This window comes from Sabulicella glaciei (genome assembly GCF_026183895.1).
Classification (GTDB): domain Bacteria; phylum Pseudomonadota; class Alphaproteobacteria; order Acetobacterales; family Acetobacteraceae; genus Roseococcus; species Roseococcus glaciei.
Genome location: NZ_JAPFQI010000001.1, coordinates 811,112 through 834,950 on the forward strand (window position 1 = coordinate 811,112; position 23,839 = coordinate 834,950).

23 protein-coding genes and 1 pseudogene are annotated in these 23,839 nt (G+C 69.5%); 10 read left to right on the forward strand and 14 right to left on the reverse strand.

The features are described from left to right. Positions 1-133 precede the first annotated feature (133 nt). Complete coding sequence (locus OF850_RS03780; RefSeq protein WP_301588436.1) at positions 134-820, forward strand: hypothetical protein; 687 nt, start codon at positions 134-136, stop codon at positions 818-820. A gap of 755 nt (positions 821-1,575) precedes the next feature. Here OF850_RS03780 and OF850_RS03785 read toward each other — a convergent pair. The 3 genes from OF850_RS03785 to OF850_RS03795 are packed head-to-tail and all read right to left on the reverse strand — an operon-like array spanning position 1,576 to position 6,106. Further along, positions 1,576-3,231: a hydantoinase B/oxoprolinase family protein gene (locus tag OF850_RS03785; RefSeq protein ID WP_301588437.1), complete on the reverse strand. Its 1,656-nt coding sequence runs from the start codon at positions 3,229-3,231 to the stop codon at positions 1,576-1,578. Then, the gene (locus tag OF850_RS03790) at positions 3,231-5,324 is read right to left on the reverse strand and encodes a hydantoinase/oxoprolinase family protein (protein WP_301588438.1); all 2,094 of its coding nucleotides are present in this window, start codon (positions 5,322-5,324) and stop codon (positions 3,231-3,233) included. Before OF850_RS03790 ends, OF850_RS03785 begins: the two co-directional genes overlap by 1 nt. Next, on the reverse strand, positions 5,318-6,106 hold the full coding sequence (locus OF850_RS03795) for an SDR family oxidoreductase (protein ID WP_301588439.1): 789 nt from the start codon (positions 6,104-6,106) through the stop codon (positions 5,318-5,320). The genes OF850_RS03790 and OF850_RS03795 overlap by 7 nt, the downstream gene beginning before the upstream one ends. 108 nt (positions 6,107-6,214) lie before the next feature. On the opposite strand from OF850_RS03795, the gene OF850_RS03800 reads away from it, so the two are divergent. Beyond that, the gene (locus tag OF850_RS03800) at positions 6,215-7,192 is read left to right on the forward strand and encodes a 2-hydroxyacid dehydrogenase (RefSeq protein ID WP_301588440.1); all 978 of its coding nucleotides are present in this window, start codon (positions 6,215-6,217) and stop codon (positions 7,190-7,192) included. On the opposite strand, the gene OF850_RS03805 is transcribed toward OF850_RS03800, so the two are convergent. From OF850_RS03805 to OF850_RS23615, 4 genes are read right to left on the reverse strand one after another with little or no spacing between them, the layout of a single operon-like run. Next, positions 7,189-7,698 (reverse strand): methyl-accepting chemotaxis protein, encoded by a 510-nt coding sequence (locus tag OF850_RS03805; RefSeq protein ID WP_301588856.1) that lies wholly within the window; start codon positions 7,696-7,698, stop codon positions 7,189-7,191. The genes OF850_RS03800 and OF850_RS03805 overlap by 4 nt on opposite strands. Before the next feature lie 12 nt (positions 7,699-7,710). Beyond that, positions 7,711-7,980, reverse strand: coding sequence for a hypothetical protein (locus OF850_RS03810; protein WP_301588441.1), 270 nt, complete (start codon positions 7,978-7,980; stop codon positions 7,711-7,713). A 30-nt stretch (positions 7,981-8,010) separates the two neighbouring features. Further along, on the reverse strand, positions 8,011-8,472 hold the full coding sequence (locus tag OF850_RS03815) for a PAS domain-containing protein (protein ID WP_301588443.1): 462 nt from the start codon (positions 8,470-8,472) through the stop codon (positions 8,011-8,013). Next, positions 8,364-9,464 carry a hypothetical protein gene (locus OF850_RS23615; protein ID WP_301588444.1) on the reverse strand — a complete coding sequence of 367 codons (1,101 nt, stop codon included), beginning with the start codon at positions 9,462-9,464 and terminating at the stop codon, positions 8,364-8,366. Before OF850_RS23615 ends, OF850_RS03815 begins: the two co-directional genes overlap by 109 nt. Before the next feature lie 121 nt (positions 9,465-9,585). On the opposite strand from OF850_RS23615, the gene OF850_RS03825 reads away from it, so the two are divergent. Both OF850_RS03825 and OF850_RS03830 read left to right on the forward strand, forming a co-directional pair. Then, positions 9,586-10,221 (forward strand): flavin reductase family protein, encoded by a 636-nt coding sequence (locus OF850_RS03825; RefSeq protein WP_301588446.1) that lies wholly within the window; start codon positions 9,586-9,588, stop codon positions 10,219-10,221. Positions 10,222-10,305: 84 nt separating this feature from the next. After that, entirely contained in the window at positions 10,306-11,943 is a 1,638-nt protein-coding gene (locus OF850_RS03830; RefSeq protein WP_301588448.1) for an ABC transporter permease, read from the forward strand. Positions 11,944-11,947: 4 nt separating this feature from the next. Here the strand turns inward: OF850_RS03830 and bfr are convergent, their stop codons facing one another. Genes bfr through OF850_RS03845 form a run of 3 tightly spaced genes read right to left on the reverse strand, consistent with a single transcriptional unit; the run spans position 11,948 to position 13,662 of the window. Continuing rightward, positions 11,948-12,442, reverse strand: coding sequence for a bacterioferritin (bfr, locus tag OF850_RS03835; protein ID WP_301588450.1), 495 nt, complete (start codon positions 12,440-12,442; stop codon positions 11,948-11,950). Between the two features lie 17 nt (positions 12,443-12,459). Next, positions 12,460-12,621: a (2Fe-2S)-binding protein gene (locus OF850_RS03840; RefSeq protein ID WP_301588452.1), complete on the reverse strand. Its 162-nt coding sequence runs from the start codon at positions 12,619-12,621 to the stop codon at positions 12,460-12,462. An 18-nt stretch (positions 12,622-12,639) separates the two neighbouring features. Then, the gene (locus OF850_RS03845) at positions 12,640-13,662 is read right to left on the reverse strand and encodes an extracellular solute-binding protein (protein WP_301588453.1); all 1,023 of its coding nucleotides are present in this window, start codon (positions 13,660-13,662) and stop codon (positions 12,640-12,642) included. Between the two features lie 239 nt (positions 13,663-13,901). On the opposite strand from OF850_RS03845, the pseudogene OF850_RS23620 reads away from it, so the two are divergent. Together OF850_RS23620 and OF850_RS03850 are read left to right on the forward strand one after the other, a co-directional pair. After that, positions 13,902-14,024: pseudogene (locus OF850_RS23620) on the forward strand (hypothetical protein); the annotation flags it as partial. Between the two features lie 86 nt (positions 14,025-14,110). Further along, entirely contained in the window at positions 14,111-14,287 is a 177-nt protein-coding gene (locus OF850_RS03850) for a hypothetical protein (RefSeq protein WP_301588456.1), read from the forward strand. Between the two features lie 7 nt (positions 14,288-14,294). On the opposite strand, the gene OF850_RS03855 is transcribed toward OF850_RS03850, so the two are convergent. Then, positions 14,295-15,881: a cisplatin damage response ATP-dependent DNA ligase gene (locus OF850_RS03855; protein WP_301588458.1), complete on the reverse strand. Its 1,587-nt coding sequence runs from the start codon at positions 15,879-15,881 to the stop codon at positions 14,295-14,297. Then, positions 15,878-16,918, reverse strand: coding sequence for a ligase-associated DNA damage response exonuclease (locus tag OF850_RS03860; RefSeq protein WP_301588460.1), 1,041 nt, complete (start codon positions 16,916-16,918; stop codon positions 15,878-15,880). The genes OF850_RS03855 and OF850_RS03860 overlap by 4 nt, the downstream gene beginning before the upstream one ends. Before the next feature lie 12 nt (positions 16,919-16,930). On the opposite strand from OF850_RS03860, the gene OF850_RS03865 reads away from it, so the two are divergent. Further along, a complete protein-coding gene (locus OF850_RS03865; RefSeq protein WP_301588462.1) occupies positions 16,931-19,495 on the forward strand; it encodes a ligase-associated DNA damage response DEXH box helicase in 2,565 nt (854 codons plus the stop codon). Then, positions 19,492-20,163 carry a ligase-associated DNA damage response endonuclease PdeM gene (pdeM, locus tag OF850_RS03870; protein WP_301588464.1) on the forward strand — a complete coding sequence of 224 codons (672 nt, stop codon included), beginning with the start codon at positions 19,492-19,494 and terminating at the stop codon, positions 20,161-20,163. The genes OF850_RS03865 and pdeM overlap by 4 nt, the downstream gene beginning before the upstream one ends. A gap of 21 nt (positions 20,164-20,184) precedes the next feature. Here the strand turns inward: pdeM and OF850_RS03875 are convergent, their stop codons facing one another. Further along, positions 20,185-20,802 (reverse strand): fasciclin domain-containing protein, encoded by a 618-nt coding sequence (locus tag OF850_RS03875; RefSeq protein ID WP_301588465.1) that lies wholly within the window; start codon positions 20,800-20,802, stop codon positions 20,185-20,187. A gap of 102 nt (positions 20,803-20,904) precedes the next feature. Here OF850_RS03875 and OF850_RS03880 point away from each other — a divergent pair, with 102 nt between their 5' ends. Together OF850_RS03880 and OF850_RS03885 are read left to right on the forward strand one after the other, a co-directional pair. After that, positions 20,905-22,305: a cryptochrome/photolyase family protein gene (locus OF850_RS03880; protein ID WP_301588466.1), complete on the forward strand. Its 1,401-nt coding sequence runs from the start codon at positions 20,905-20,907 to the stop codon at positions 22,303-22,305. Beyond that, positions 22,302-23,021 (forward strand): metallophosphoesterase, encoded by a 720-nt coding sequence (locus tag OF850_RS03885; protein WP_301588467.1) that lies wholly within the window; start codon positions 22,302-22,304, stop codon positions 23,019-23,021. Before OF850_RS03880 ends, OF850_RS03885 begins: the two co-directional genes overlap by 4 nt. On the opposite strand, the gene OF850_RS03890 is transcribed toward OF850_RS03885, so the two are convergent. Next, entirely contained in the window at positions 23,018-23,791 is a 774-nt protein-coding gene (locus OF850_RS03890) for a creatininase family protein (protein ID WP_301588468.1), read from the reverse strand. The two genes, OF850_RS03885 and OF850_RS03890, sit on opposite strands and share 4 nt — an antisense overlap. Positions 23,792-23,839 lie beyond the last annotated feature (48 nt).

Below are 23,839 nucleotides of genomic sequence, written 5' to 3' on the forward strand. Positions count from 1 at the left end.
GTGCTTGGCACAGGTTTTGCCTTTCTCAACTTAGATGGGCGGCGACGCTCGTCGCAGACCTTGACGGGAGAGGTTCCTTGTTCCGCAAGGCTGGAAGCCAGAAAAAGCAACACTCGGTCTCAGGAGGACCAAAATGAGGAAGCTAGCATTACTGGCGACAACGGCCGCCTTTGTCGGTCTGAGCGCGATCGCCCAGGCGGCGCCGATCACCATCATCACCTGGGCGCAGGACACGACCGAAAAGTTGATCACGGCCAATTCCATTGGCGGCGCCACGACGGAGCTGATGGGGACCAACGTGGCAGTGACCGTGTCGGGTTATGCGAATGGCGTCGCGACGCCTTTCTCGGCCTTCCTGAACCTGAACGCGACCAGCACGGGCGCCGCGACACTTGTGGGCGGGGACGATGTCCGTCAGGCCTTCGCCGGCACCTTCACCATCACCTCCGGCATGGGCGGCACGGGCATCAACTACCTGTCGGGCAGCTTCTCGGACATCGCGCTGGCGGGTTCGCGCGTGTCCGGACCGCAAGGTGGCTTCCAGGCCAGCCTGCTTGCCACGGAGCCGTCAGGCATTGTGAACCTGACCTCCGACCAGATCCCTGCCGCCAACCTGCAGGATCCGTCGGCGATCGGCTTCACCTTCACGGCACTTTCGCAGGCGCTCGACATCTGCGGCACGACGATCTGCCACTTCACGGCGAGCGTCAGCGGCAACGCGAGCGCCTCGCAGGTCGCCGTTCCGGCCCCGGCTGGCCTCGCCCTGCTCGGCCTTGGCGTGTTCGGTCTCGCCGCAGTTCGCCGCAAGGTCGCGGCCTGAGCACAAACCGCTTTCTTTAGCGGTGTGGAAGGGACGGCCTCGGCTCCAACGAGCTGGGGCCGTTCTTTTTTAGTGCAGACGGCTTTGTTCGCGCGGTCCTTCAAGAGAATTTGCTCAGCGAATTTGAATCATATCGAATTATTTCAGGATCATCCCACTCTTTCACCAAGAAATTCGTGACAAAGTGGGAAACGCCCCGCTGCGACACGCGAGCATGAAGGGCCCAATACTTGGCGAACTGGCCAGAGCAATTTTGCCAACTGTCGCAGATCGGAAGCATCGCCGCTTCAGCTTCCCAGCAGGGCATCAAGTGCCATTCGCGAGCGCTGCCGGCTATTCGCCTGTTCGTCGGCAAGTTTTACGGCCTGTTGCAGACGAGGGCACAGCAACGAAGTCACAGCTCAAGCGGCCAAGCCCTGCGGCCGCCTTGGGTCCCAGGAGCGGACTTAGCTTGGATCAGGCTGCCTTTCGCGAGGTGGCCTTGGCCGCTTTGGTTCGTTCGGTACTGAGGAACGCTGCGTCGAAGCGGACAGCACCGCTGATCATCGGGCAGCCCACCAGAAAGGCTCGACGGGAAGCGGCATCCGCATGTTTGTCGAAGGCACGCCCGGGTTCGTGCAACCGACTCTTCTTGACGCAAATCGCCGCAGGCCCTTGGCGAGTGGGGCAGCACCTTTCGCCACCTCTGCCGCTGGCGCGGCAAAGGTATGGGCGACCGCTACGGACAGGATGGAGCCATTCACGTTCCGCCGTTTCTAGTATCCATAATCGCGCCGCGCCGCCTCAGGTGTCAGCAGCCCATCGGCCAGGTCGCGCTCCACCATCGATCGGTCGCGCTTCCGCGGGTCTCCCATGCCACCGCCTCCCGGGAGCTTAAGGACTAGTCGGCGCCCTTTCGGCACGACCTGGAAGCCCTTGGTTCGGAGCACCGTCCCATTCGGATCGTTCAACCCGACCCAGCCCCCTGCCCCATCGCCGCCGCCCTGCCTTCCCTTTGGCGGGTTGGCGACGCGGTCGAAGATGGCGTTCACCGCGAACTCGGCCTCGTTCTTCGCGCTGATCTCCATGATCTGGCCGAAGCCGCCGCGCGTGCGTCCCGGACCGGCGGAGTCTGGGCGGAGTTCCTTGCGCCAGAAGACGACGGGCGCGACGTTCTCCGTCGCCTCCACCGGCATGGTGCGGACGCCGGATGGGAAGGCAATGCCATCCAGCCCATCCTTGCCCGGACGGGCGCCGGTCCCGCCGCTGTTGAAGGTGATGATCTCGAAATCATCGACCTCGGCCGCCTGGCCGCTCACCTGGGCGCCACCGCGCAAGGGCGGGTTCCATAGGGCTGAAGAACCTTCAGCGTTGACGCGGCCGGGCACGAAGCCTTCCAGGCAGCCCATCATCAGGTCAGGCAGCAACTGACCGACCACGTGACGCACGCTGACCGGATAGGGGCGCGGCGCGTTGAGGATGCAGCCTTCGGGGATGGTCATGCGGAAAGGCAGAAGGCTCGCCCAGTTGTTGGGAATCTCAGGAGCCACGACGCACTTGATGCCAAAGCAGGAATAGGCGCGGCAATAGGCGGGCGGCACGTTGATGCCGCGCGTGGACAAGCCGGAGGTGCCGGCGAAATCCACCTCAATTCCGTCCTCCTTCACCTCCATCGCCGCCTTCAGCGTGACGGGCGCCTCGTACCCGTCCGAGCGGATCTCGGCGGAATGGCGGCCGCGCGGCAGTTTGGCGATCTCCGCCAGGGTGGCGCGGAGGCTGCTGTCGAAGATGAAGTCGGCAAGGTCGTCGAGCAAATCCATCCGGTACTCGGCCATCATCTCGGCCAAGCGACGGGCGCCCGCGTCGTTGCAGGCGCAAAGGGAGTAGACGTCCCCCTCCAGCTCCACCGGGGTGCGCGACCCGGCGCGAAGGATGTCGAAGAATGTATCGTTGGCGCGGCCTTCGTCGAAGCACTTCACGATGGGGATGTAGAGCCCTTCCTCGAAGACGCTGCGCCCCTCGGGACCCATGCCGAGGCCGCCAATGTCGATGATGTGCGCGGTGTTCGCGAAAAGGCCCACGATCCTCCCGTCGTGGAAGGCGGGCGTCACCACCGTCAGGTCGTGTAGGTGCCCCGTGCCCAGCCAGGGATCGTTGGTGATGTAGTGGTCGCCCGGCTTCATGGTGTGGGCCGGAAACTTCGCGAGGAAGTGCCCGACCGACTCTGCCATGGAATTCACATGGCCCGGCGTGCCCGTGACGGCCTGCGCCATCATTCGGCCCTGGAGGTCGAAGATGCCCGCGGACAGGTCCCCTGCCTCGCGCACCGTGGTGCTGAAGGCGGTACGGATCATGGTCTGCGCCTGCTCTTCGACCACCGCGATCAGTCGGTTCCACTGAATCTGGCGGTTGATGGCCTGCATCGCGTCCATCACGCGGCCTCCTTCACGAGTTCCAGGTATCCGAGCCCGTCCATCCGGCAGGTCCAGCCCGGGCCCACCAGCGTGCTCGTTTCCGCCTCGGTCACGATGCATGGCCCATTCACTTTGGCGCCCGGCGCCATGGCGTCGCGGTCAAAGATCGCCCAGTCCGCCACTTGTCCCGTCGCCGTGTCGCGCACGCGCTGGGTGCGGATCGGCGCCGGACTGGGCGCGTCGGCGACCTTGGCGGCGGGCTCCACCGCCTCCACCACGGTCGCGACAGTGACAGCGAAGCTTAGCACCTCCACGTCGCTGCCAGGGACGGGGCGGTCATAGAAGCGCGCATACTCCCCGTCGTAGGCCGCGCGGATGGAAGCCACGTCCTCAGCCGTCAGGGCGCGTGTGGGCAGGGCCACCGCGATCTCGTGCCCCTGCCCGACATAGCGCATATAGGCGATGCGGGCTTCCGCCGTCTCGGCGCCGAAGCTGCCTTGCGCCACGACGGAGGAGGCCTCCGCCGACATGTCCGCCAGCAGCGCGTTCACCCCCGCCAAGTCGAAGGAGTTGAAGCGGGTGTACAGGCTGCGCACCACCTCATAGGCGACGGGAGCGCGCAGAAAGCCGATGGCGCTGCCCACCCCTGCTCCGCTGGGCACCAGGATACGGGAGACACCGATCTTCTCGGCCACGCGGCAGCCATGCACCGGGCCGCCGCCGCCAAAGGCGATGATGGAACGACCCTCGTAGGACTTCGCGCTTTCGATGGCGTGGACACGGGCCGCGTTGGCCATGTTCTCGTCCACCACCTCGACGACGCCGAGGGCGGCCATGCTGGGCTCCAGCCCCAGCCCCTTCCCCACATGCTCCGTGACGGCGCCCTCGCTGGCGCCGACATCCAGGCGCATGCTGCCGCCCGCAAAGCTTTCCGGGTCGTAGCGGCCGAGCAGGAGGTTCGCGTCCGTCACGGCCGGGTGGGTACCGCCCCGGCCATAGCAGGCCGGGCCGGGGTCGGCTCCCGCGCTTTCAGGCCCGACCTGGATGCGCCCCAGGCTGTCCAGATGAGCGAGCGACCCGCCACCGGCGCCGATCTCCACCATCTCGATGACGGGGATCCGCAACGGCAGGCCGGAACCCTTGCGGAAGCGCCCGACCCGCGCGACTTCGAAGCTGCGGCTGGCCTGGGGCGCAAATTCGTCGATCAGGCAGACCTTGGCCGTTGTGCCTCCCATGTCGAAGGACAGGACGCGGTCAAGCCCACGCTCCTTGGCCACATGGGCCGAGAAGATTGCGCCACCCGCCGGGCCGGACTCGACCAGACGGATCGGGAAGCGGGCGGCGGTGGCGATCGTGGTCAGCCCACCGCCCGACAGCATGAGGAAAAGCGGCGCCGTCATGCCCATGGCACGCAGCCCCTCCTCAAGCCGGCCCAGGTAGTTGGCCATGAGCGGCTGAACGTAGGCGTTGGCGGCGGTGGTGGAGAAGCGCTCCCACTCGCGCATCTCCGGACTCACCTCGGAAGAGAGGGAGACGGGGATGCCGGGCAGCTCCTCGGCCAGGATGGCGGCGGCGCGGCGCTCATGCGCCGGATTCACGAAGGCATGGAGGAATCCGACGGCGATGGCCTCGATCGCCTCCTCCCGCAGCACGGGCACCAGGGCCCGCAACGCCGCCTCGTCCAGCGGGCGGAGCACCACCCCGGTGTTGTCCAGACGCTCGGGCACGGGCAGGCGCCAGCGTCGCGGCACCAGCGGCTCGGGCAGGCTGATGTTGAGATCGTACTGGTCGTAGCGGCTCTCATTGCCGAGGGCCAGGACGTCGCGGAACCCTTCCGTGGTGATCAGCGCCGTCCGCGCCCCTTTGCGCTCGATCAGCGCATTGGTGGCGAGGGTGGTGCCGTGGATCATCAGGGACAGGTCTCCAGCGGAGAACCCGGCCTTCTCCAGCACCACGCGGACCCCTTCCAGCACGCCCTGCTCGGGCGCGCGGGGCGTGGTGAGGACCTTGGCCGTCCAACGCTGGTGGTGCTCCTCGCCGGTCCGTGCCTCCAGCGCCACGTCGGTGAAGGTGCCGCCGATATCGGCGGCGAGGCGCACGTCGCTCACCATCCGCGGACCACGCCCCCGTCCACACGCAAGATCGAGCCGGTGATGTAGGAAGCCTGCTCGGAGCACAGGAAGGCGACCATGGGACCGTACTCGGACGGATCGCCATAGCGGCCGGCGGGGATGGTCTTGGACCGCTCGGCGATCACCTCATCCACGCTCTTGCCCTGGCGCCTGGCTGTGCCGCTCGCCGTCTCGACCGATCGGTCGGTGCGGATCGCGCCGGGCGCGACGATGTTGCAGGTGACGCCTTCAAGCGCGACCTCGGCGCTGAGGGTCTTCATCCAACCCATCAACGCGGCGCGCAGAGTGTTGGACAGCACCATGTTGGGCAGGGGCTGCACCATGCCGGTCGAGCCGACGTTGACGATGCGCCCCCATTTCTGTGCGCGCATCCCCGGCAGAACGGCATTGGCGACGCGGATGGGCGACAGGACGATGCGCTGGAACCAGGTGGCAAGAAGCTCCTCCGTCACCTCCAGCGCGGGGCCGGGCGGCGGGCCGCCATGGTTCTGCAGCAGGATGTCCACCCCGCCCATCGCGTCCTGGGCGCCCTTGGCGAGCGCGTCCATCTGCGTTCCGTCCGCCACGTCGGCCACGATGCCGACGGCGCTGGCCGCGCCGCGGGCCTTCAGCTCCTCGCAGACGGCGTCCAGCGTCGCCTGGTCGCGGCCGGAGATGACGAGGTGCGCGCCCTCCTCGGCGAGGGCATCGGCCACGGAGCGGCCCAGCCCCTTGGAGGCGCCCATCACCAGCGCGCGGCGGTTCTTCAGTCGCAGGTCCATGCCCGTCTCTCCCGGAATCTCTGGCGGCGGGGACCGTGCCGCCCCTCGCCCCCTCTGTCCAGCCGGGTCCCCGGATGTATACGGCGGAGATACCAAGGAGTGTTCCCCATGTCGAAGCCCGTCCTGCTCGTCACACGCAAGCTGCCTGATCAGATCGAGGACCTGGCCGCCGAGCGCTTCGACGCGCGGCTGAACTCCCAGGACGAGCCCTGGTTCCGCGACGGTTCCGAGATCGCGCGGCGCGCCTCGGAATGTGGCGCGGCCGGGATCCTCTGCGCGGCAGGCGACCCGCTGAACGGCACCGCCATCGGCGCCCTGCCCGCCTCGGTGAAGGCCATCGCCACCTTCAGCGTCGGCTATGATCACATCGACGTGAAGGCGGCGAGGGAGCGGGGCATCACCGTCGCCAATACGCCGGAGGTGCTGAGCTTCGCCACCGCCGAGACCGCCATGACGCTCATGCTGATGGCCGCCCGCCGCGCCGGCGAGGGCGAGCGGATGGTGCGCGCTGGCAAGTGGGAAGGCTGGGCGCCGACGCAGCTGATGGGCGTGACTCTGGAGGGCAAGAAGCTCGGCATCCTGGGCATGGGGCGGATCGGGCGGGAACTGGCGCAGATGGCGCGCGGCTTCCGCATGGAGATCCACTACCGTGACATCAACCGCCTGCCCGCCGAGCTCGAGCAGGGCGCCATCTATCACGACAGCGACGACGCCTTCCTGGCGGCGATCGACGTCATCTCCATGCACGTGCCGGGCGGGGACGCGACGCGGAAATGGCTGAACGCGGAGCGTCTGTCCAAGATGAAGCGCGGCGCGCTGGTGGTGAATAGCGGGCGCGGCGGCAGCGTGGACGACGCGGCGCTGGTGGAGGCGCTGAAAACCGGCCAGATCCGCGGCGCGGGCCTCGACGTGTATGACGGCGAACCGAAGATCTTCGAGGGCTATATGGGCTTGGAGAACGTGGCCCTGCTGCCGCATCTCGGCAGCGCGACGGTCGAGACGCGCGACGCCATGGGGCGCCGCGCGCTGGAGAACCTGGAGGCGGTGCTGATCAAGAACAGTCCCGCTCCGCACGAGGTGCGCTAGGCGCTGCGGACCTGACGGAGGAAGTCGGCGGATTTCTGCTCCAGCCGCGCCGCTTCCTCCGAAAGCTCGCTGGAAGCGGTCAGCATGTCGCCCGCGGCGCGGCCATTCTCGCCGGCCGCGGCGCGGACATCTTCGATCCGGCGGGCCACGGTGCCGGTGCCTTCCGCCACCAGCGCCGCGGAACGCGCGATCTCGCGTGTCGCGGCGCCCTGCTCCTCCACCGCGGCGGCGATGGCCGTGGTCACCTCGTTCATCCGCTCGATGGTGCCGGAGATGTTGCGCAGCGCGCCCACCGCTTCCTGCGTGGTGCCCTGAATATCACCGATCTGGGCCGCGATCTCCTCCGTCGCCTTTGCGGTTTGGGCGGCAAGGTTCTTCACCTCGCTCGCCACCACGGCGAAGCCCTTGCCCGCTTCGCCCGCCCGTGCCGCCTCGATGGTGGCGTTCAGGGCCAGCAGGTTGGTCTGGCCGGCGATGTCGCTGATCAGCCGGACGACGTCGCCGATCTTGGCGGCCGCCTAGGCAAGGCCCTGCACCGTGCCGTCCGTGGCCCGCGCCTCGGCGGCGGCCGCACGCGCCACCTCCGCGCCCTCGGCGACCTGACGGGTGATCTCGGCCACGCTGGCGGCCAATTCCTCCGCGCTCGCCGCGACGGCTTGCAAATCGGCGCCCGCGCGGCCCGAGGCGTCGGCCTCCCGGCCGGAGTGCTCGGCGGAGTGGGACAGGCTGCGGGCCGAGTCCTGCATTCGCCCGGCGGCGGCGGAAACGCGGCCGACCACCTGGCCCACCTCCTCCTCGAACCGGTCCGCGAGGCGCGCCTACGCGGTGACCTCGGTCCAAAGCATCATGGGGCCGACATAATGGCCCTGCCCGTCGCGGATGGCGCTGACCTGAATGTCCATCACCTCGCGCCCCACGTGGATGCGGGAGCGGTGCGGCGGCTTGTCCGGATCGGCGAAGACGGTGCGGATATGCTCCGGCTTCTCGTGGAAGCAGTCGAGGCTCTTCCCAACGGGCTCGCCGGTGAGGGCGGGGAAGCCTTCGGCCGCCTTCTCGAGGGAGGCGCGGGCCTGCGGGTTCACGTACTGGATGCGTAACTCGCCTGACGGCTCGGCCATCATCACGCCCACGCTCATCTGCTCCAGCATCTGGGACTGGGCGAAGGCGCGGTTCACCGTAGCGCGAAGCTCCTCCAGCGCCTGGGCGATGCGGCCGATCTCATCCGTGCGGTCGCGGTCGCCCACCGGCTTTGAAGCCTCCCCCGCCGCGATGGAGCGCACGGCTTCCGCCAGGCGGCGCAGCGGTGTGCCGATGGCGTGCGAGGTGAGCCAGGAGGACAGCAGCAGGATCGCCGCCACCACGGCCCCACCATCCATACGAAGCGGATCATTCCCGACATGGCGGTTGTTGCCTCGGCGGCACGGGCCTCGGCAGCGGCCGCGAGGCTCCGGTTCGCCTGCGCGCTTGCGGCCAGCAGACGCTCCCGCGCCGTCTGGATGGTGCCGGTGCGGATCTCCAGCACGCGGCTGGCGAGGGCGAGCATCGCCTCGGCCTCGGTTCCGATCGCTTCGCCCGTATCGGCGAGGCGGCGCATGTCGGACTGGAGCGGCCCCTCGGAGGCGGAAACGAGCCGGCGTGCATGGACGCGCCCCTGCGCGACGGCCCGCCGAACCCGCGTCGCCGCCTGCGGGTCATCGGTGGACAGGTAGCGCTGGATACCAAGCCGCGTCTCGTTCACGGAGGCGACATAGGTGTCGAGGATGTCGCGAACCTCCTCCCGCGCTTCCCCGGTCAGGGTGAATTGGAGGTTGGCGGAAGCCGCCTCGAGCGCCTGGACGAACAGCGGAAAGGCAGGGAAGAAACCGCGGTCACGGCGTGACACCGTTTCGACCCGTGTCTCGATCCCGGCGTTGAAGGCACCCGTGAGGGTTTGCAGCTCAGCCTTGGCGGAGGCGAGGGCGCTGCCGGCGGGGCCATCGCCGGCGGCGCGCAGCGCGGCCTCCATGTGCGTCCCGGCAGCCCCGAGGGCGATGGCTTCTGGGCTCTGGGCGACCAGCACCCCCCGCCAGGCGGTGGTCGCCTCCATCGCATCCCGCACCACGGCGGCAGCGGCTTGCTGGGCGCCCACTGCGCCACGTTCGCCGGCTTGCGCCTCGGCGGCGCGTCGCCCCTCCTGCACGTCAAGGAAGACGAGCGTGCCGAGCAGGATCATGGCCACGGCGGCACTGACAGCGAGCTTGCTCGCGACGGACAGGTTGCGGAGGAATCTCATTCGGGCCTTCCCAAGTGCTGTACGGCGCACGATGCGCCGGCAAGCTTAAGGTCCGGTGAAGCCTCGACAGGACAGGGGCCGGGCCGCATAAGCGGGAAAGCCCAAACTGGGGAATCCACGCATGTATTTCGACTTCGAGGCGCTTCCCGCCGCCGACCGCTACAAGCTCGTCGTCTCGACCGTCGTGCCGCGCCCCGTCGCCTGGGTGGTGAGCCAGGACGAGGCGGGCGTCCTGAACGCCGCGCCCTATTCCTTCTTCAATGCGCTCACCGACGACCCGGTCGTGATCGCCATCGGCTGCGGTCCCCGCCCCGACGGCGCGCGCAAGGACACGCTGGGCAATATTCGCGCAACGGGCCAGTTCGTCGTGAACCTCGTCAACGAGGCGACGGTGGAGCGGATGAACATCACCGCCATCGATTTCGGACCCGACGTGAACGAACTGGAGGAGGCGGGTCTGACGACGATCCCCTCCTCCAAGGTCAAGCCGCCGCGCATCGCCGAAAGCCCGGTGGCGCTGGAGTGCAAGACTTTCCAGCTCATTACGGTCGGGCATCACACCATCGTCCTGGGCCAGGTCCTGGCCATGCACATCGCCGACGAGGCGATGCTGGATGTCGAGAAGAAATACGTGGACACGCCCAAGCTTGGCCTGGTCGGGCGCATGCACGGGCGCGGCTGGTACGCCCGCACCACAGACCGGGTCGAGGTGCCGCGCATCGCGCTGAAGGACTGGCAGTCCCGCAAGGGCGACTGATGCCAGCACCGGGGCCGGTCGTTCCCTCCGGCCCCGTCCCGCGCTATAGCGCGGCGTGATGCGAATGCTTCTCAATCACGGACGATGAGCGCGGCGCTCCTCCCCTTGTCGCGCACACGCCGCCCGGTGCTGCCCCTGCTGGCGGCGCTGCTGCTGCTGCTGCCCATCGCAGCGGTGCTGGCCTCCGCTGCGACGCCGTCCGGGCCGGTCTGGTCGCACATCGCACGCACCTTCCTGCCGGAGATGCTGGCCAACACCGCGCTGCTTGGCCTTCTCGTCGTGGCCATGGCCGGAACGGCCGGGGCGGTCACGGCCTGGCTGGTCACGGCTTGCCGTTTCCCCGGACGCGACGGGCTGCAGGTCATGCTGCTTTTGCCGCTGGCCATGCCTGCCTATGTCGCCGGCTATGCCTGGACCTGGCTGATGGACGTGCCCGGACCGGCGCAGGTCGCGCTGCGCGGCGCGACGGGCCTGTCCTATGGCGGCTACTGGTTCCCCGAGATGCGGTCCTTGCCAGGCGCCGCGCTTGTCCTGGCCATGGTGCTGTACCCCTACGTCTTCCTGCTGTGCCGCGCCGCATTCCTGGCCCAGAGCACCTGCCTGGTGGAGGTGTCGCGCACGCTGGGGCATTCGCTCGGCCGCACCTTCCTTTCGGTCGCGCTGCCGCTGGCGCGGCCGGCGCTGGTGGGGTCGAGTGGCCTCGTGCTCATGGAAACGCTGGCGGATTTCGGGACCGTGCAGCATTTCGGCATCCGGACCTTCACTACCGGTATCTACGAGGCTTGGTTCGGCATGGCGGATCGCGGTGCCGCCTCGCAGCTGGCCGCCGCGCTGCTGTTCTGCGTCGCGCTGCTCCTGGCGCTGGAACAGGCGACGCGCGGCGGGCGACGCTTTCATCCCATGACGACGCGCCACGCGCCCTTCCAGCCCGTCCCTCTGCGTGGCGCCAAGGCAGCGCTGGCCGGCCTGGCGTGTCTCCTTCCCGTGCTGCTGGGCTTCGCCGTGCCCGCCGGCGCGCTGCTCTCCCTGATGGTGGAGGCGGGCGACCCGCTTGCCCCGTCGCGCTTCCTTCCATTCCTCACCAACTCGCTGACCCTGGCGGGGATCACCGCGGCGCTCGCGGTCCTGATTGCGTCGTGGCTCGCGTGGTCGGCGCGGATGTCGGGCGGAAGGATGGCACGCCTGGCCGGTAGGGCGGCGGGGCTGGGCTACGCCATCCCGGGCTCGGTCATTGCCGTCGGGGTGCTGGTGCCCTTCGGCCTGTTTGACAATGCGCTGGATGCCTGGATGCGCGCGCGCTTCGGCATCTCCACGGGCCTCCTGCTCTCGGGCACGCTGGCGGCGCTGGTCTTTGCCTATCTGGTTCGGTTCCTGGGGGTCGCGCTTTCGGCGGTCGAGTCGGGCTTGGCGCGGCTGAAGCCCACATTGGGCATGGCGGCCCGCACACTGGGCTGTGCCCCCGGCGAGGCGGTGCGGCGCGTGGAGATCCCGCTGACCCGCGGCGCCCTGCTCACCGCCGGCATCCTGGTCTTCGTCGATACGATGAAGGAACTGCCGGCGACGCTGATCGTCCGGCCCTTCGACTTCGATACGCTGGCGGTGCGGGTCTACAACCTCGCGAGCGACGAAAGGCTGGCCGAGGCGTCCACCTCGGCCCTTCTGATCGTGCTCGCGGGATTGCTGCCCGTCATCGCCCTGACCCGGGCGATGCGGAAGAACTGACCGCTCAGTCCGCGTGCTGGTCGGGCGCGGGGGCGGAATTCAGCTGGATGTAGCGCGGCAGCCCGATCTGCTCAATCAGCGTGAACTGCGCGTGGAGGTAGTCCTCGTGCTTCTCCTCATCCGCCAGGATGCGGAGGAGCAGGTCGCGGGAGACGTAGTCGCGGACCGACTCGCAATAGGCGATGCCCTCGCGCAGGTCCTCGATCGCCTTTTCCTCGATCTTCTGGTCGCACTCCAGCACCTCACGCACATTCTGGCCAATCAGGATGTGATTGAGGCGCTGGACGTTGGGCACGCCGTCGAGGAAGAGGACGCGCTGGATGAGGTCATCCGCGTGCTTCATCTCCTCGATGCTTTCCTCGTACTCGTGCTTGCCGAGCAGGGTCACGCCCCAGTGGTTCAGCATCCGGGCGTGCAGGAAGTACTGGTTGATCGCCGTCAGCTCGTTGGTGAGTTGCGTGTTCAGGTGCTCGATGACCTTGGGGTCTCGCTTCGGCATCGCATGGTCCCTTCCGTTCAGGCGGCCTTGGCCGTCTCATCCCGGATCATGGACAGGATCATGCTGGTGCAGCAACCGCATTGGGCGGATTTCCCGCAGGCGCAGTAGACGTCCTTGGGACGCTCCGCGCCGCCGGCGATGGCGGCGCGGATATCCTTGTCGGTCATGGCATTGCACATGCAAACGACCACCTGGGCTTACCTCCAGCCCGCGCGCTGCATGATCCGCAGCGCCTCGGGCGCGTTGGCGAGCAGCTTCGCGCTGTCCGGCCTCTCGGCCTTGAACTGACCCAGAGAGACCAGGAAGGGGTGCGTCTCCGCCTCGGACACGGCCGGGTATTCCATGTTGCCCAGGGCGAAGATCCGCTGCGCCTCCGGCGTGGTCAGGAAGTCCAGGAAGCGGCGGGCGTTCTCGGCATTCGGGGCAGTGCGGACCAGGGCGGCGCCGCTGATGTTCACGTGCGTGCCGCGGTCCCCCTGGTTCGGGAAGATCACGGCCACCCGGCCGGCAAGGTCCTTGTCCTCCGCGCGCTGCGAGTTGCGCAGCAGGCCGAGGTAGTAGGTGTTGGCCAGGGCGATGCGTCCCTGCCCGGCCAGCATGGCGCGGATCTGGTCGGTGTCGCCGCCGGAGGGCGGGCGGGCCAGGTTCGCCGCGATGCCGCGCGCCCAGGCCTCGGTCGCCGCCTCGCCATTCACGGCCAGGAAGGAGGAAGCGAGGGCGATGTTGTAGCCATTGCCGGAGGAGCGGATCAGGAACTGGCCACGGAAGCGCGGATCGGCCATGTCCTCGTAGCGCGCGAGGCCCTCGGGGGCGCCGCGGGCGCGGTCATACATCAGCACGCGGGCGCGTCGGGAAACGGCGAACCACATGCCCTCGGGGCCGATCAGCTCGGCCGGGACGCGGCTGGCGACGACGTCGGAGCGGACTGGCTGGGTCAGGCCCATCTCGGCCGCGCGGGCAAGGCGCGAGGCATCCACCGTGAGGATCACGTCGGCCGGGGAATTGGCGCCCTCGGCCCGGATGCGCTCGAGGAGCTGGTCTGCATTGGCCTCGATCAGGCGGATGCGGATGCCGGATTGCTGCGCGAAGGTCTCGTACAGGGCGCGATCGCTGTCGTAGTGGCGCGAGGAGTAGAGGTTCACCACCCGCTCCTGCGCGGAGGCGAGGCGCGGGGCGGCCAGGGCGGCCGGGATGGCGGCGAGAAGGCTACGGCGAAGCATCAGATCCCTCCGGGGAATGCGTCGCCGCACCGTATGCCGAGATTGCGAGGCGTTCGCAAGTGCAGATGCGAAGGCTTCGCATTTTCATCCGGCGGCCATGCCGTGCGATGGCGGACTGGTCGAGGGGGGACCGCGGCGTGGCGCTAACGGCGAATCTGCGGCGTGGCGCCAATGGCGAATCTTGGGTCAAATGAAGTCCAGGACCTTGGCGGCCAGAAGCGCGCACAGGGGCAAAAGGAATGGTTCGCGCAGCGATCTGGGTGGCATGCGGCGTGCCGATCCTCGCCGGCCTATCCGGCGGGCTGCTCGGCGCGGCCCTGCTGGGAGGCGACGCGACACCGGCCATGGACAACCATGTCCGCTACCTTTCAGGCCTCTTGCTCGGGATCGGCCTCGCCTTTGCCTGGGCCGCCGTGGACCTCCCCAACGGGCCTGGGTCTTTGACCTCATGGCGCCGATCGTGGTGCTTGGCGGCGCCTTCCGGCTCCTGGGCCTGCTTTGGACGGTGCCACCCCTGCCGCACTTGCTGGCGATCGGGATGGAGCTGATCGTGACGCCGATTCTTTGGATGCTGGCGCGCCGGGCCCGAGTGCGGCCGGCAACGGGCGACGCGCCGAACGGCTAGGGAGCGATCAAGCTCCGCCATCCGGAATGGTCGCCATCAGGGTCTCCAGCCGGTCCGCCTCGCTGGCCGGCTTGTCGCGCCGGATGCGGGCGATGCGGGGGAAGCGCAGCGCGACGCCGGACTTATGCCGGCCGGATCGTTGGGCAGCGTCGAAGGCCACCTCCAGCACCAGTTCCTTCTCCACCTCCCGCACCGGGCCGAAGCGGGCGGTGGTGTTGTTCCGGATCCAACGATCCAGCCAAAGTAATTCCTCGTCCGTGTAGCCGCTATACGCCTTGCCGACCGGCACAAGTTCCTCGCCCCGCCACAGGCCGAAGGTGAAGTCGCTGTAGAAGGAGGAGCGCTTGCCGTGCCCGCGCTGGGCGTACATGAGCACGGCGTCGATGGTCAGCGGGTCGCGCTTCCACTTCCACCACAGCCCTTTGGTCCGGCCGGGCACGTAGGCGCTGTCGGCGCGCTTGAGCATCAGCCCCTCGATGGAGGCCGCGCGGGTCCCGTCGCGGATCGCGGCCAGCTCCGCCATGGAGGCGAAGGGGATCAGCGGCGAAACGTCCATCAGCGCCGGGCGCTCCCGGGCGAACCAGGCTTCGAGCCGGGCCCGCCGGGCGTCGAAGGGAAGGCCGCGGAGATCCTCTTCCCCGTCCATGAGGATGTCGTAGAGGCGGATCATCGCGGGGTGCTGCTGCTGCAGCTTCGCGCCGGGCGCCTTTCGGTTCAGGCGCTGCTGCAGATCGGAGAAGGGCGCGACCTCACCTTCCCGTACCACCAGCAGCTCCCCATCCAGTACGGCATGGAAGGTCAGGGACGGGGCGAGGTCGGGAAAGGAGGCGGAGACATCCTCGCCGCCGCGCGACCAGAGCCGCGCACCGCCGGGACCGCTCGTCACCTGGACGCGGATGCCGTCCCACTTCCATTCGGCGCGCCAGTCCGGAGCGTGGAGGGCGGCGAAGTCCTTTTCCTCCAGCGGGTGCGCCAGCATCAGGGGGCGGAAGACCGGGGCGCCGTTCGGGTCGGGGCGCGGCCCCTTCCCTTCCAGCCAGCGAAAGATTGCGAGGTAGGGCGGCGCGACGCCGTGCCAGACCTCTTCGATGTCATCCAGGGGCGTGCCCGACCAATCGGCCAGAGCCGTCTTGGCCAGCCTTGCAGAGGCGCCGACTCTCAGCCCGCCCGTCACCAGCTTGATGAGGGCGAAGCGGGCGGAGGAATCCAGCACGTCCAGCCAGGAGGCGATGAGGTCGGGCAGATCGGCCTTGGACGTGAGTTCCAGCAGCTCCACCACCTCCGCGAGGCCGGGGGGCGGCTGGTTCGCACCGGGCCGCTCCGGCCAGATCAGGGCGACCGTCTCGGCGAAATCGCCCACATAGTCATGGGACAGGGCCAGCAGGGCCGGATCGGTCCGCGCGGCGACGAGGTCGCGCACCAGCGCGGGCTTGGCCGTCTTCAGCGCAAGCTCCCCAGCCAGGGCGGCCAGCCCGACGCCACGGTCGGGATCTGGCGCGGTCGCGAACCAGTCACGAAGGAGGCGCAGCTTGCCGTTGCGCGACGGGGTGTAGACCAGGGATTCGAGCAGGGCGGCGAAGAGCTTGACGCTCATTCCCCGCCTCCTGGCTCGTCCTCGATCTCTTCGTCGCCCAGCCCGACCAGGTGCAGGGCACGGCCGCGCTGGCCACGTTGGGCCAGGGCGTGGATCAGCGCCTCCTCGCGGCCATGGGTGATCCAGATCTCGGGGGCCTGGACCTCGGCGCAGGTGTCGAGCAGTTCGTCCCAGTCGGCGTGGTCGCTGATGACCAGTGGCAGCTCCACCCCACCCTGCCGGGCGCGCTGCCGTACCCGCATCCAGCCCGAGGCGAGGCAGGGCACCGGCTCGGCCAGGCGGCGCGCCCAGCGGTCCTGGATGGCGGAAGGCGGCGCCAGGACGATGTTGCCCACGAACAACGCCTTGTTGGCCACGGTCGCCGGCTCAAGGGGGCCGAGGGACACGCCGAGTTCCTCGTAGAGGCGACACAACTTCATCAGCGCCCCGTGCAACGGCACCGGCCGGTCCCACCCGGACTCGCGCAGGAGGGAAATGAGGCGCTGCGCCTTGCCCAGCGCATAGCAGCCAATGACATGCGTCCGCTCCGGAAAGAGCGCGACGGAGCGCAGCAGCTTGCCGATCTCCTCAGCCGGGTCGGGATGGCGAAAGACCGGGAGCGCGAAGGTCGCCTCGGTCACGAAGACGTCGCAAGGCACCGGCTCGAAGGGCGCGCAGGTCGGGTCGGGACGGCGCTTGTAGTCGCCGCTCACCACCGCGCGGCTCCCCTTCCAGTCCATCACCACCTGGGCGGAGCCGAGCACGTGGCCCGCCGGCCGCAGCGTCACGCGGACGCCGTTGATTTCCAGCGCCTCCCCGTAGGCGATCTCCTGCTGGACGCGCCCGGCCCGGTCCTCGCCCATGCGGGCGCGCATAATGGCCAGGGTTTCGCGCGTCGCCAGCACGGCGCCGTGGTCGGGACGGGCATGGTCGCTGTGGCCATGGGTGATGATGGCGCGCGGCACCGGCCGGACCGGGTCCACGAAGAAATCGCCCGGCTTGCAGAAGAGGCCTTCGGGCCGGGTGCAGAGCCAGGTTTCAGGATGGGGTGCCAGCATGTGATGGGGTGAATGCGCCTTTGCCGCCCTCGGTTCCCCGCCTATATCGTGGCGGTGCCCGGAACATTGCCCGAACGTTTCGAGAATTGGTTCGCTGCCCGCAGCTGGCAAGCCCGACCTCACCAGCTTGCCATGGTCGAGGCGGCGCAGGCCGGGCGCTCGGCGCTGCTGATCGCCCCGACTGGTGGCGGCAAGACTTTGGCCGGGTTCCTGCCGAGCCTGATCGAACTGGCCGACAGCCCTGTGGAAGGGCTGCACACCGTCTATGTCTCGCCTTTGAAGGCGCTGGCGGTGGATATCGCCCGCAACCTTTCCGCCCCGATCGAGGAGCTGGCCCTGCCCATCCGGGTCGAGGCGCGGACCGGCGACACGCCCGCAAACCGCCGCGCCCGGCAGCGCGCCGCCCCGCCGCAGATCCTGCTGACCACGCCGGAAAGCCTGACCCTGCTGCTTTCCCTGCCCGATGCGCAGGAGATGTTCGGCGGGCTGCGCCGCGTGGTGGTGGACGAGGCGCACGCCCTCGCCGGGACCAAGCGCGGCGACCAGCTTTCGCTCTGCCTCGCCCGGCTGGAGAGCATTGCGCCCGGCATGGCGGTCGCGGGTCTGTCGGCCACGGTGAACCATCCAGACGCGCTCCGGGAATGGCTGCGCCCGGGCGGCGACGTCGCGCTCGTCCGGGGTGCGGGCGGCGCGGCGCCGGAGATCGGGGTGCAGCTTCCGGCGGGGCGGCTGCCCTGGGGCGGCCACATGGGCCTGGCGAGCGCACCGGAGATCATGGCGCGCATCGCCGGGGCCGGCGTCACGATCGTCTTCGTGAACACACGCGCCCAGTCCGAACTGGTCTTCGCCGCCCTGTGGCGCCTGAACGACGCGGCGCTGCCCATCGCCCTCCACCATGGCTCCCTTACCATCGAGCAGCGGCGCAAGGTTGAGGCGGCGATGGCGGCCGGCACGCTGCGCGCGGTGGTGGCGACGGCCTCGCTGGACCTCGGCATCGACTGGGGCGCGGTGGACCAGGTGATCCAGGTGGGCGCACCCAAGGGCGTCGCGCGCCTCCTCCAGCGCGTAGGCCGCGCCAACCATCGCATGGACGAGCCGAGCCGCGCCTTCCTGGTCCCCGCCAACCGCTTCGAAGTAATCGAGTGCCGTGCCGCCATCGAGGCCGTCGCGGCTGGGGAGCTGGATGGCGATCCGCCGCGCCCGGGCGGCCTGGACGTGCTCGCGCAGCATGTCCTCGCCATGGCATGCCACGCGCCCTTCCACCCCGACGCGCTCTTTGAGGAAGTTCGGCGCGCGGGCGCTTATGCGGAGCTTTCGCGGCGCGATTTCGACGATGTCGTCCGCTTCGCCGAGGATGGCGGCTACGCGCTGCGCTCCTACGACCGCTGGCGCCGGCTGTTCCGCGACGCGGAGGGGCTCTACCACATCCGCGGCGACGGCGTTGCGCGGATCGTGCGGATGAATCTGGGCACCATCGTGGACACGCCGCTGCTCAAGGTGCGGATGCGCGGCGGGCCGATGCTGGGCGAGGTGGAGGAGTGGTTCATCACCACCCTCGTCCCCGGCGATGCCTTTCTCTTCGCCGGGCAGGTGCTGCGCTTCGAAGGGATGAACGGCGTCGTGGCCGAGGTGTCGCGCGGCGGCGTGGGCGATGCGCGCGTCCCCACCTATGCCGGGGCGAAGCTGCCGCTCTCCACTCATCTCGCGGCGCGGGTGCGCGGCATCCTGCATGACCCGGAGCGCTGGCGCGACCTGCCGGACGAGGTGCGGGACTGGTTGCGGCTGCAATCGCTCCGCTCCCGCCTGCCGGGACGCGACGACCTGTTGGTGGAAAGCTTTCCGCGCGGCGGGCGCTGGTTCATCGTCGCCTACGGCTTCGAAGGGCGCCTTGCGCACCAGACCCTCGGCATGCTGGCGACGCGACGCATGGAGCGCCTTGGCTGGGGGCCGCTCGGCTACGTCGCGACCGACTACGTGCTCGCCGCCTGGATGGCGTTTGAGCCGGGCGACGCCGCGGAACTCTTCACCGAGGACCTTCTCGGCGAGGAGCTGGAGGAGTGGATCGCGGAATCCTCCATGCTTCGCCGCACCTTCCGCAACATCGCCACCGTGGCCGGGCTGATCGAGAAGAACCACCCGGGCCAAGAGAAGACCCGACGCCAGATGACCGTGAACAGCGACCTGATCTACGAGGTGCTGCGCAAGCACGAGCCTGACCACGTCCTGCTGCGCGCCACCCGCGCCGAGGCGGCGTCCGGCCTCACCGACGTCGCGCGCATCGCCGCGCTGCTCGCCCGCGTGAAGGGGCGCGTCGTGCATCGCCGCCTCAAGCGCGTCTCCCCCCTCGCCGTGCCGGCCCTTATTGAGCAAGGCCGCGAGTGGGTGCCGGGCGGCGCGGAGGACGACATCCTGGCCGAGGCCGCCGCGCTGGTGAACGACGCGACCGACGGGGCCGAGCGGTTCAATGAGACGCTGGCCGAGCTGACCGACGAGATCCAGGTCCGCGCGGCCGTGGACCAGGACCGGTCGCGCTTCGGTCGCTCCGAACGCCGGCGTCCGGCGAGGCGGCGCGCATGATCGCGGCACCGGTCCATCTTCTCGGGGAGCGGCTGATGCTCTGTCCCTCAGGCGCGCTGCATTGGCCCGGCGAGCGAACGCTGGTCGTCGCCGACCTGCATCTGGAGAAGGGAAGCGCCTTCGCCGCGCGCGGTGCCATGCTGCCGCCCTACGACACGCGCGAAACGCTTCAGCGCCTTTCCCTCGCCATTCGTCGTCATGGCGCGCGCCGCCTCGTTCTGCTGGGCGACAGCTTCCACGACGGCGCGGCAACGGGACGCATGGCGGTGGAGGACCGCGCGACCCTGGAGCGGCTCTGTGCGGGGCTTGAGGAGTGCATCTGGGTGTCGGGCAACCACGACGCGGAGCACGGCGTCCCGGAATGGCGGCGCGGCAAGCTGGTCTTCCGCCACATCGCCGGCGACGTGGCGCGGGGCGAAGCGGAGCTTAGCGGCCACTTCCATCCGAAGGCGACGATGCCGACGCGCATCGGCGGCATCACGCGGCCCTGCTTCCTGCTCTGCGCGAACCGGCTGGTGCTGCCATCATTCGGCGCGTTCACGGGCGGGCTGAACGTTCTCGATCCGGCCATGGCCGGGATCGCACGGAATGCGGTGCGCGTCTTCCTTCTCGGCGACGCACGGTTGCATTCCGCGCCATTCGACGCATTGCGGCGGGCGGCCGCCTGAGGGCCTCCCGCCGCGTCGCGACTACTGGATCAGCGCAACGTCGATCGGCAGGACGACGCCGTTGCTGGCGATCATCTCCGGCACCAGGAAGCGCGTCGGGCGCAGCTCCGCGTTCACGCCGCCGACGCCGAAGCCCGTGTCACTGACGATGCGTGTGCGGTATTCCTGGCCAGGCTGCGAGGCGACCTCGATCACGTTGCCGTTCATGGTGCGCAGCTGCGTGCTGGTGTTGGCCAGCTGCGCCAGAGTGTAGCGGCCCGGGACGATGTGCAGGTCCACGAAGGCCATCAGGCGAAGGCGGTCGCCTTGCTGGATGTTGCCTTCCTGGTTGTCCGTGTTCTCCGTGCCCATCCAGTTCTGGCGCAGCCCGGCGGGGATGCGGCCGATCGCTTCATCCGTCGGGGCCAGCAGGGTGAAGGGTCCGGCGCCGCGCAGGTCCTCGACGCGGCCGGCAAGACGTGCCAGGGTGATGAAGCGATTGAAGTTGCCGGCGGCGGCGAGCGTGTCGATCACGTTCAGCGGCGAGGCACGGGTCTGGCTGCCGACGACGGGCATGTTGCTGGCGTTCTGCGCCAGGGCCGGCGCGGCGAGCAGGGCAGCGCCGGCGCCGAACAGGACGCGGCGAGAGCGGATCATCATGATTGTGACTCCTCGAGTCGGGGATCGCGTCGCCCGAACGTGAGGTTATCCCAGACGGTTTCAGTCTTTCCGCACGGGGCCCGCGCCCCTAAATCGCATGACATGACCGCTCCGGCCCTCTTCTGGTTCAGGCAGGACCTGCGCTTGGCGGATAATCCTGCCCTGGAAGCAGCGTGCCGGAAGCCTGTCCTTCCGGTCTTCCTGCTCGACGATGAGGCCGCCGGCACATGGCGCGCGGGCGGTGCCGCGCGGTGGTGGCTGCACCGGTCCCTCGCGGCGCTCGACACCGCGCTGCGGACCCGCGGCGCGGCCCTGCACCTCGCGCGCGGCCGCGCTGTGGAGGTCATTCCTGCCCTCGCGGCGCGCATCGGCGCGAACGAGGTGCACGCGGGGCTCCTCTACGAACCCTGGGCACGGAAGCGCGACGCCGAAGTTGCTGAACGGCTGCGTGCCGAGGGAGGCACGCTTTTCCTGCACTCCTCGGCGCTGCTGCACGAGCCGCACACGCTCCGCAGCGGCCAGGGCCGGCCCTACGCGGCCTTCACCCCCTTCGCGCGCGCCCTGTTCGGAAAGGGCGAGCCGCCTGCCCCCTTCCGCGCACCCCAGGAGCTGTCCGGGCTCGAACTGCCTGGGCTTGCCCTCGAAGCCCTTGAACTCCTGCCGTCGGACGAGCCAGCCTGGTGGCAAGGCATGGAGGAAAGCTGGCGGCCGGGCGAGGCCGGGGCGCAGTCGCGCCTTGCGCGCTTCATGGCGGAAGGGCTGCGCGGCTATGGCGAGGGGCGCGACCGCCCTGCCATTGAGGGAACCGCGCGACTCTCGCCGCATTTGCGCTGGGGCGAGGTGTCGCCGCGTCAGGCTTGGCACGCGGCGCGCGCGGCGGGGGCAGAGGGCGATCACGGCTTCCTGAAGGAACTGCTCTGGCGCGACTTCTCCTACCACCTGCTCTGGCACCGGCCCGAGATGCCCGAGGCGCCACTTGCCCGCCGTTTCGAAGCCTTTCCCGCAGTTCGCGACATGCGCCTGCTGCGGCGCTGGCAGCGCGGCCGCACCGGCTTTCCGCTGGTGGATGCGGGGATGCGCCAGCTTTGGCAGACGGGCTGGATGCACAACCGGGTGCGGATGGTGGCCTCCTCGGTCCTGGTGAAGCACCTGCTCCAGCCCTGGCAGGATGGGGCGGCGTGGTTCTGGGACACGCTGGTGGATGCCGACCTCGCCTCCAACAGCGCTTCCTGGCAGTGGATCGGGGGCAGCGGCGCCGACGCCTCGCCATTCTTTCGCGTTTTCAACCCGGTGCTGCAGGGCGAGCGCTTCGACCCGGAGGGCGACTACGTGCGCCGCTGGGTGCCGGAGCTGGCCGATGTGCCGCGCCGCTTTGTCCACCGGCCCTGGGCAATGCCGGGCGGCCCGCCCGCCCCCTACCCCACCCCCCTCGTTGCACCCGAGGAAGGGCGCCGCCGCGCCCTCGACGCCTTCGCGCGGATGCGCGCCGCGGAGGCCGCGTGATCGAGGAGCTGCGCCAGAGAGGCTTCGCCGGGATCCGGGCCGTCGGAGACGTGCATGGAGAGGCATCGCAGTTCCGCGCGGCCATCGAGGGTGCGCGTGAGGCCCGCCTCTTCGTGGTGCAGCTTGGCGACCTGACGGATTACGGGCCCGACGCTGCGGAGGCGCTGCGCCTCGCCTTCACGATGGTCGACCGCAGGGAAGGCCTGTTCCTGCTGGGCAACCACGACCACAAGCTGCGCCGCGCCCTGGACGGCGCACGGGTCCGCTCCCCGGCCGAGGCGATCCCGCGCACCCTGGCCCAGCTTGGGGAAGCCTCGGATGGGATCGCCCTCGCGACGCGCGCGCTGGAGGAGATCGGCCGCGCCCCAGCCTGGCTTCGGGCGGGGCCGCTGCTGTTCGTCCATGCGGCCTTCCACCGCACCATGCTGCTGACGCCACCGCCGCCGGATGCCGGCCGCCGCCGCCCTGACCCAGTGCTGTCGCGGGCGCTGTTCGGGCAGGTGACGGGCCGCACCCTGGCCAGCGGCTATCCAGAGCGCCTCGTGCTCTGGGTCGATTCGATCCCGCGCGGCCTCACCGTCGTGGTCGGCCACGACCCGCGCTCCCGCGACGGGCGGCCGCTGCGCGTCACCGGCCGCATGGGCGGCGAGGCGGTGTTCCTGGATACCGGCGCCGGCAAGGGCGGGCACCTGTCCTGGCTGGACTTTCCGATCTAGCCCGCCTCGCCCCAAAGCGCCGGATTGGCCAGGACCTCAGCGCAGGCCTCCGCGATGGAGGCCAGCAGCCGCTCGCCCTTCTCCGCACTTGCCACGCGGGCATCCCCGATCACCCCGCTCGCGCTCGCCTCGCGGAAGGAACGGCGCATGAGCAGGCCGGAGGGCTGCCCCGGCACGCGAGTGGACATCGGCCCATGCGCCTCGGGCAGGCGTTCCTGCCGCACGCCCTCGGGCAGGACGTGCCAGACGAGGCTCGTTTCCGCCTCGCAGGCGTGCATCAGGCCAAGTTGGCGTTCCAGATGCGGCGCGATGGCCTCCGGCACCAAGTGCCAGTAGGTGCATCCGGCGACGCGGATGCCAAAGGTGACGGCCAGTTCCGTCGCGGCGGTGCCGATCGCCTCGCTGTTGCCGCCATGCCCATTCAGCAGCAGCACCCGGCGGAACCCCGCCCGCGCCGCGCTGCCGACGATGCCGCGCAGCAGCGCCTGGAAGGTCGCGCTGTCCAGCGTCACCGTGCCGCCAAAGGCCATGTGATGCTCGGCGAGGCCGGTCCAGACGACCGGCGCCACCACGGAGTCCAAGCCGCGTCCGCGCAGGCGCCGCGCCGTTTCCAGCGCCACCGCCCCCGCCAACAGGATGTCCGTGCCGGTGACGAGGTGCGGCCCGTGCTGCTCCAGCGAAGCGACAGGCAGGATCAGCAGCGCCCCGCTCGCCGCCCTTGCGCCGAGTTCGGCCGCCGTCAGCTTCATCCATTCCGTTGGCGCATCCATGGCGTGTCCCCTCGCTGCGCGGCGATTGGACGAACAGCGCCGCCGGGG

Bases quoted from the DNA above. Each gene is read 5' to 3' on its own strand.
- OF850_RS03780 (WP_301588436.1), top strand. From the start codon at position 134: ATGAGGAAGCTAGCATTACTGGCGACAACGGCCGCCTTTGTCGGTCTG.
- OF850_RS03785 (WP_301588437.1), bottom strand. From the start codon at position 3,231: ATGGACGCGATGCAGGCCATCAACCGCCAGATTCAGTGGAACCGACTG.
- OF850_RS03790 (WP_301588438.1), bottom strand. From the start codon at position 5,324: ATGGTGAGCGACGTGCGCCTCGCCGCCGATATCGGCGGCACCTTCACC.
- OF850_RS03795 (WP_301588439.1), bottom strand. From the start codon at position 6,106: ATGGACCTGCGACTGAAGAACCGCCGCGCGCTGGTGATGGGCGCCTCC.
- OF850_RS03800 (WP_301588440.1), top strand. From the start codon at position 6,215: ATGTCGAAGCCCGTCCTGCTCGTCACACGCAAGCTGCCTGATCAGATC.
- OF850_RS23615 (WP_301588444.1), bottom strand. From the start codon at position 9,464: ATGAGATTCCTCCGCAACCTGTCCGTCGCGAGCAAGCTCGCTGTCAGT.
- OF850_RS03825 (WP_301588446.1), top strand. From the start codon at position 9,586: ATGTATTTCGACTTCGAGGCGCTTCCCGCCGCCGACCGCTACAAGCTC.
- OF850_RS03830 (WP_301588448.1), top strand. From the start codon at position 10,306: ATGAGCGCGGCGCTCCTCCCCTTGTCGCGCACACGCCGCCCGGTGCTG.
- bfr (WP_301588450.1), bottom strand. From the start codon at position 12,442: ATGCCGAAGCGAGACCCCAAGGTCATCGAGCACCTGAACACGCAACTC.
- OF850_RS03840 (WP_301588452.1), bottom strand. From the start codon at position 12,621: ATGTGCAATGCCATGACCGACAAGGATATCCGCGCCGCCATCGCCGGC.
- OF850_RS03845 (WP_301588453.1), bottom strand. From the start codon at position 13,662: ATGCTTCGCCGTAGCCTTCTCGCCGCCATCCCGGCCGCCCTGGCCGCC.
- OF850_RS03850 (WP_301588456.1), top strand. From the start codon at position 14,111: ATGGCGCCGATCGTGGTGCTTGGCGGCGCCTTCCGGCTCCTGGGCCTG.
- OF850_RS03855 (WP_301588458.1), bottom strand. From the start codon at position 15,881: ATGAGCGTCAAGCTCTTCGCCGCCCTGCTCGAATCCCTGGTCTACACC.
- OF850_RS03860 (WP_301588460.1), bottom strand. From the start codon at position 16,918: ATGCTGGCACCCCATCCTGAAACCTGGCTCTGCACCCGGCCCGAAGGC.
- OF850_RS03865 (WP_301588462.1), top strand. From the start codon at position 16,931: ATGCGCCTTTGCCGCCCTCGGTTCCCCGCCTATATCGTGGCGGTGCCC.
- pdeM (WP_301588464.1), top strand. From the start codon at position 19,492: ATGATCGCGGCACCGGTCCATCTTCTCGGGGAGCGGCTGATGCTCTGT.
- OF850_RS03875 (WP_301588465.1), bottom strand. From the start codon at position 20,802: ATGATGATCCGCTCTCGCCGCGTCCTGTTCGGCGCCGGCGCTGCCCTG.
- OF850_RS03880 (WP_301588466.1), top strand. From the start codon at position 20,905: ATGACCGCTCCGGCCCTCTTCTGGTTCAGGCAGGACCTGCGCTTGGCG.
- OF850_RS03890 (WP_301588468.1), bottom strand. From the start codon at position 23,791: ATGGATGCGCCAACGGAATGGATGAAGCTGACGGCGGCCGAACTCGGC.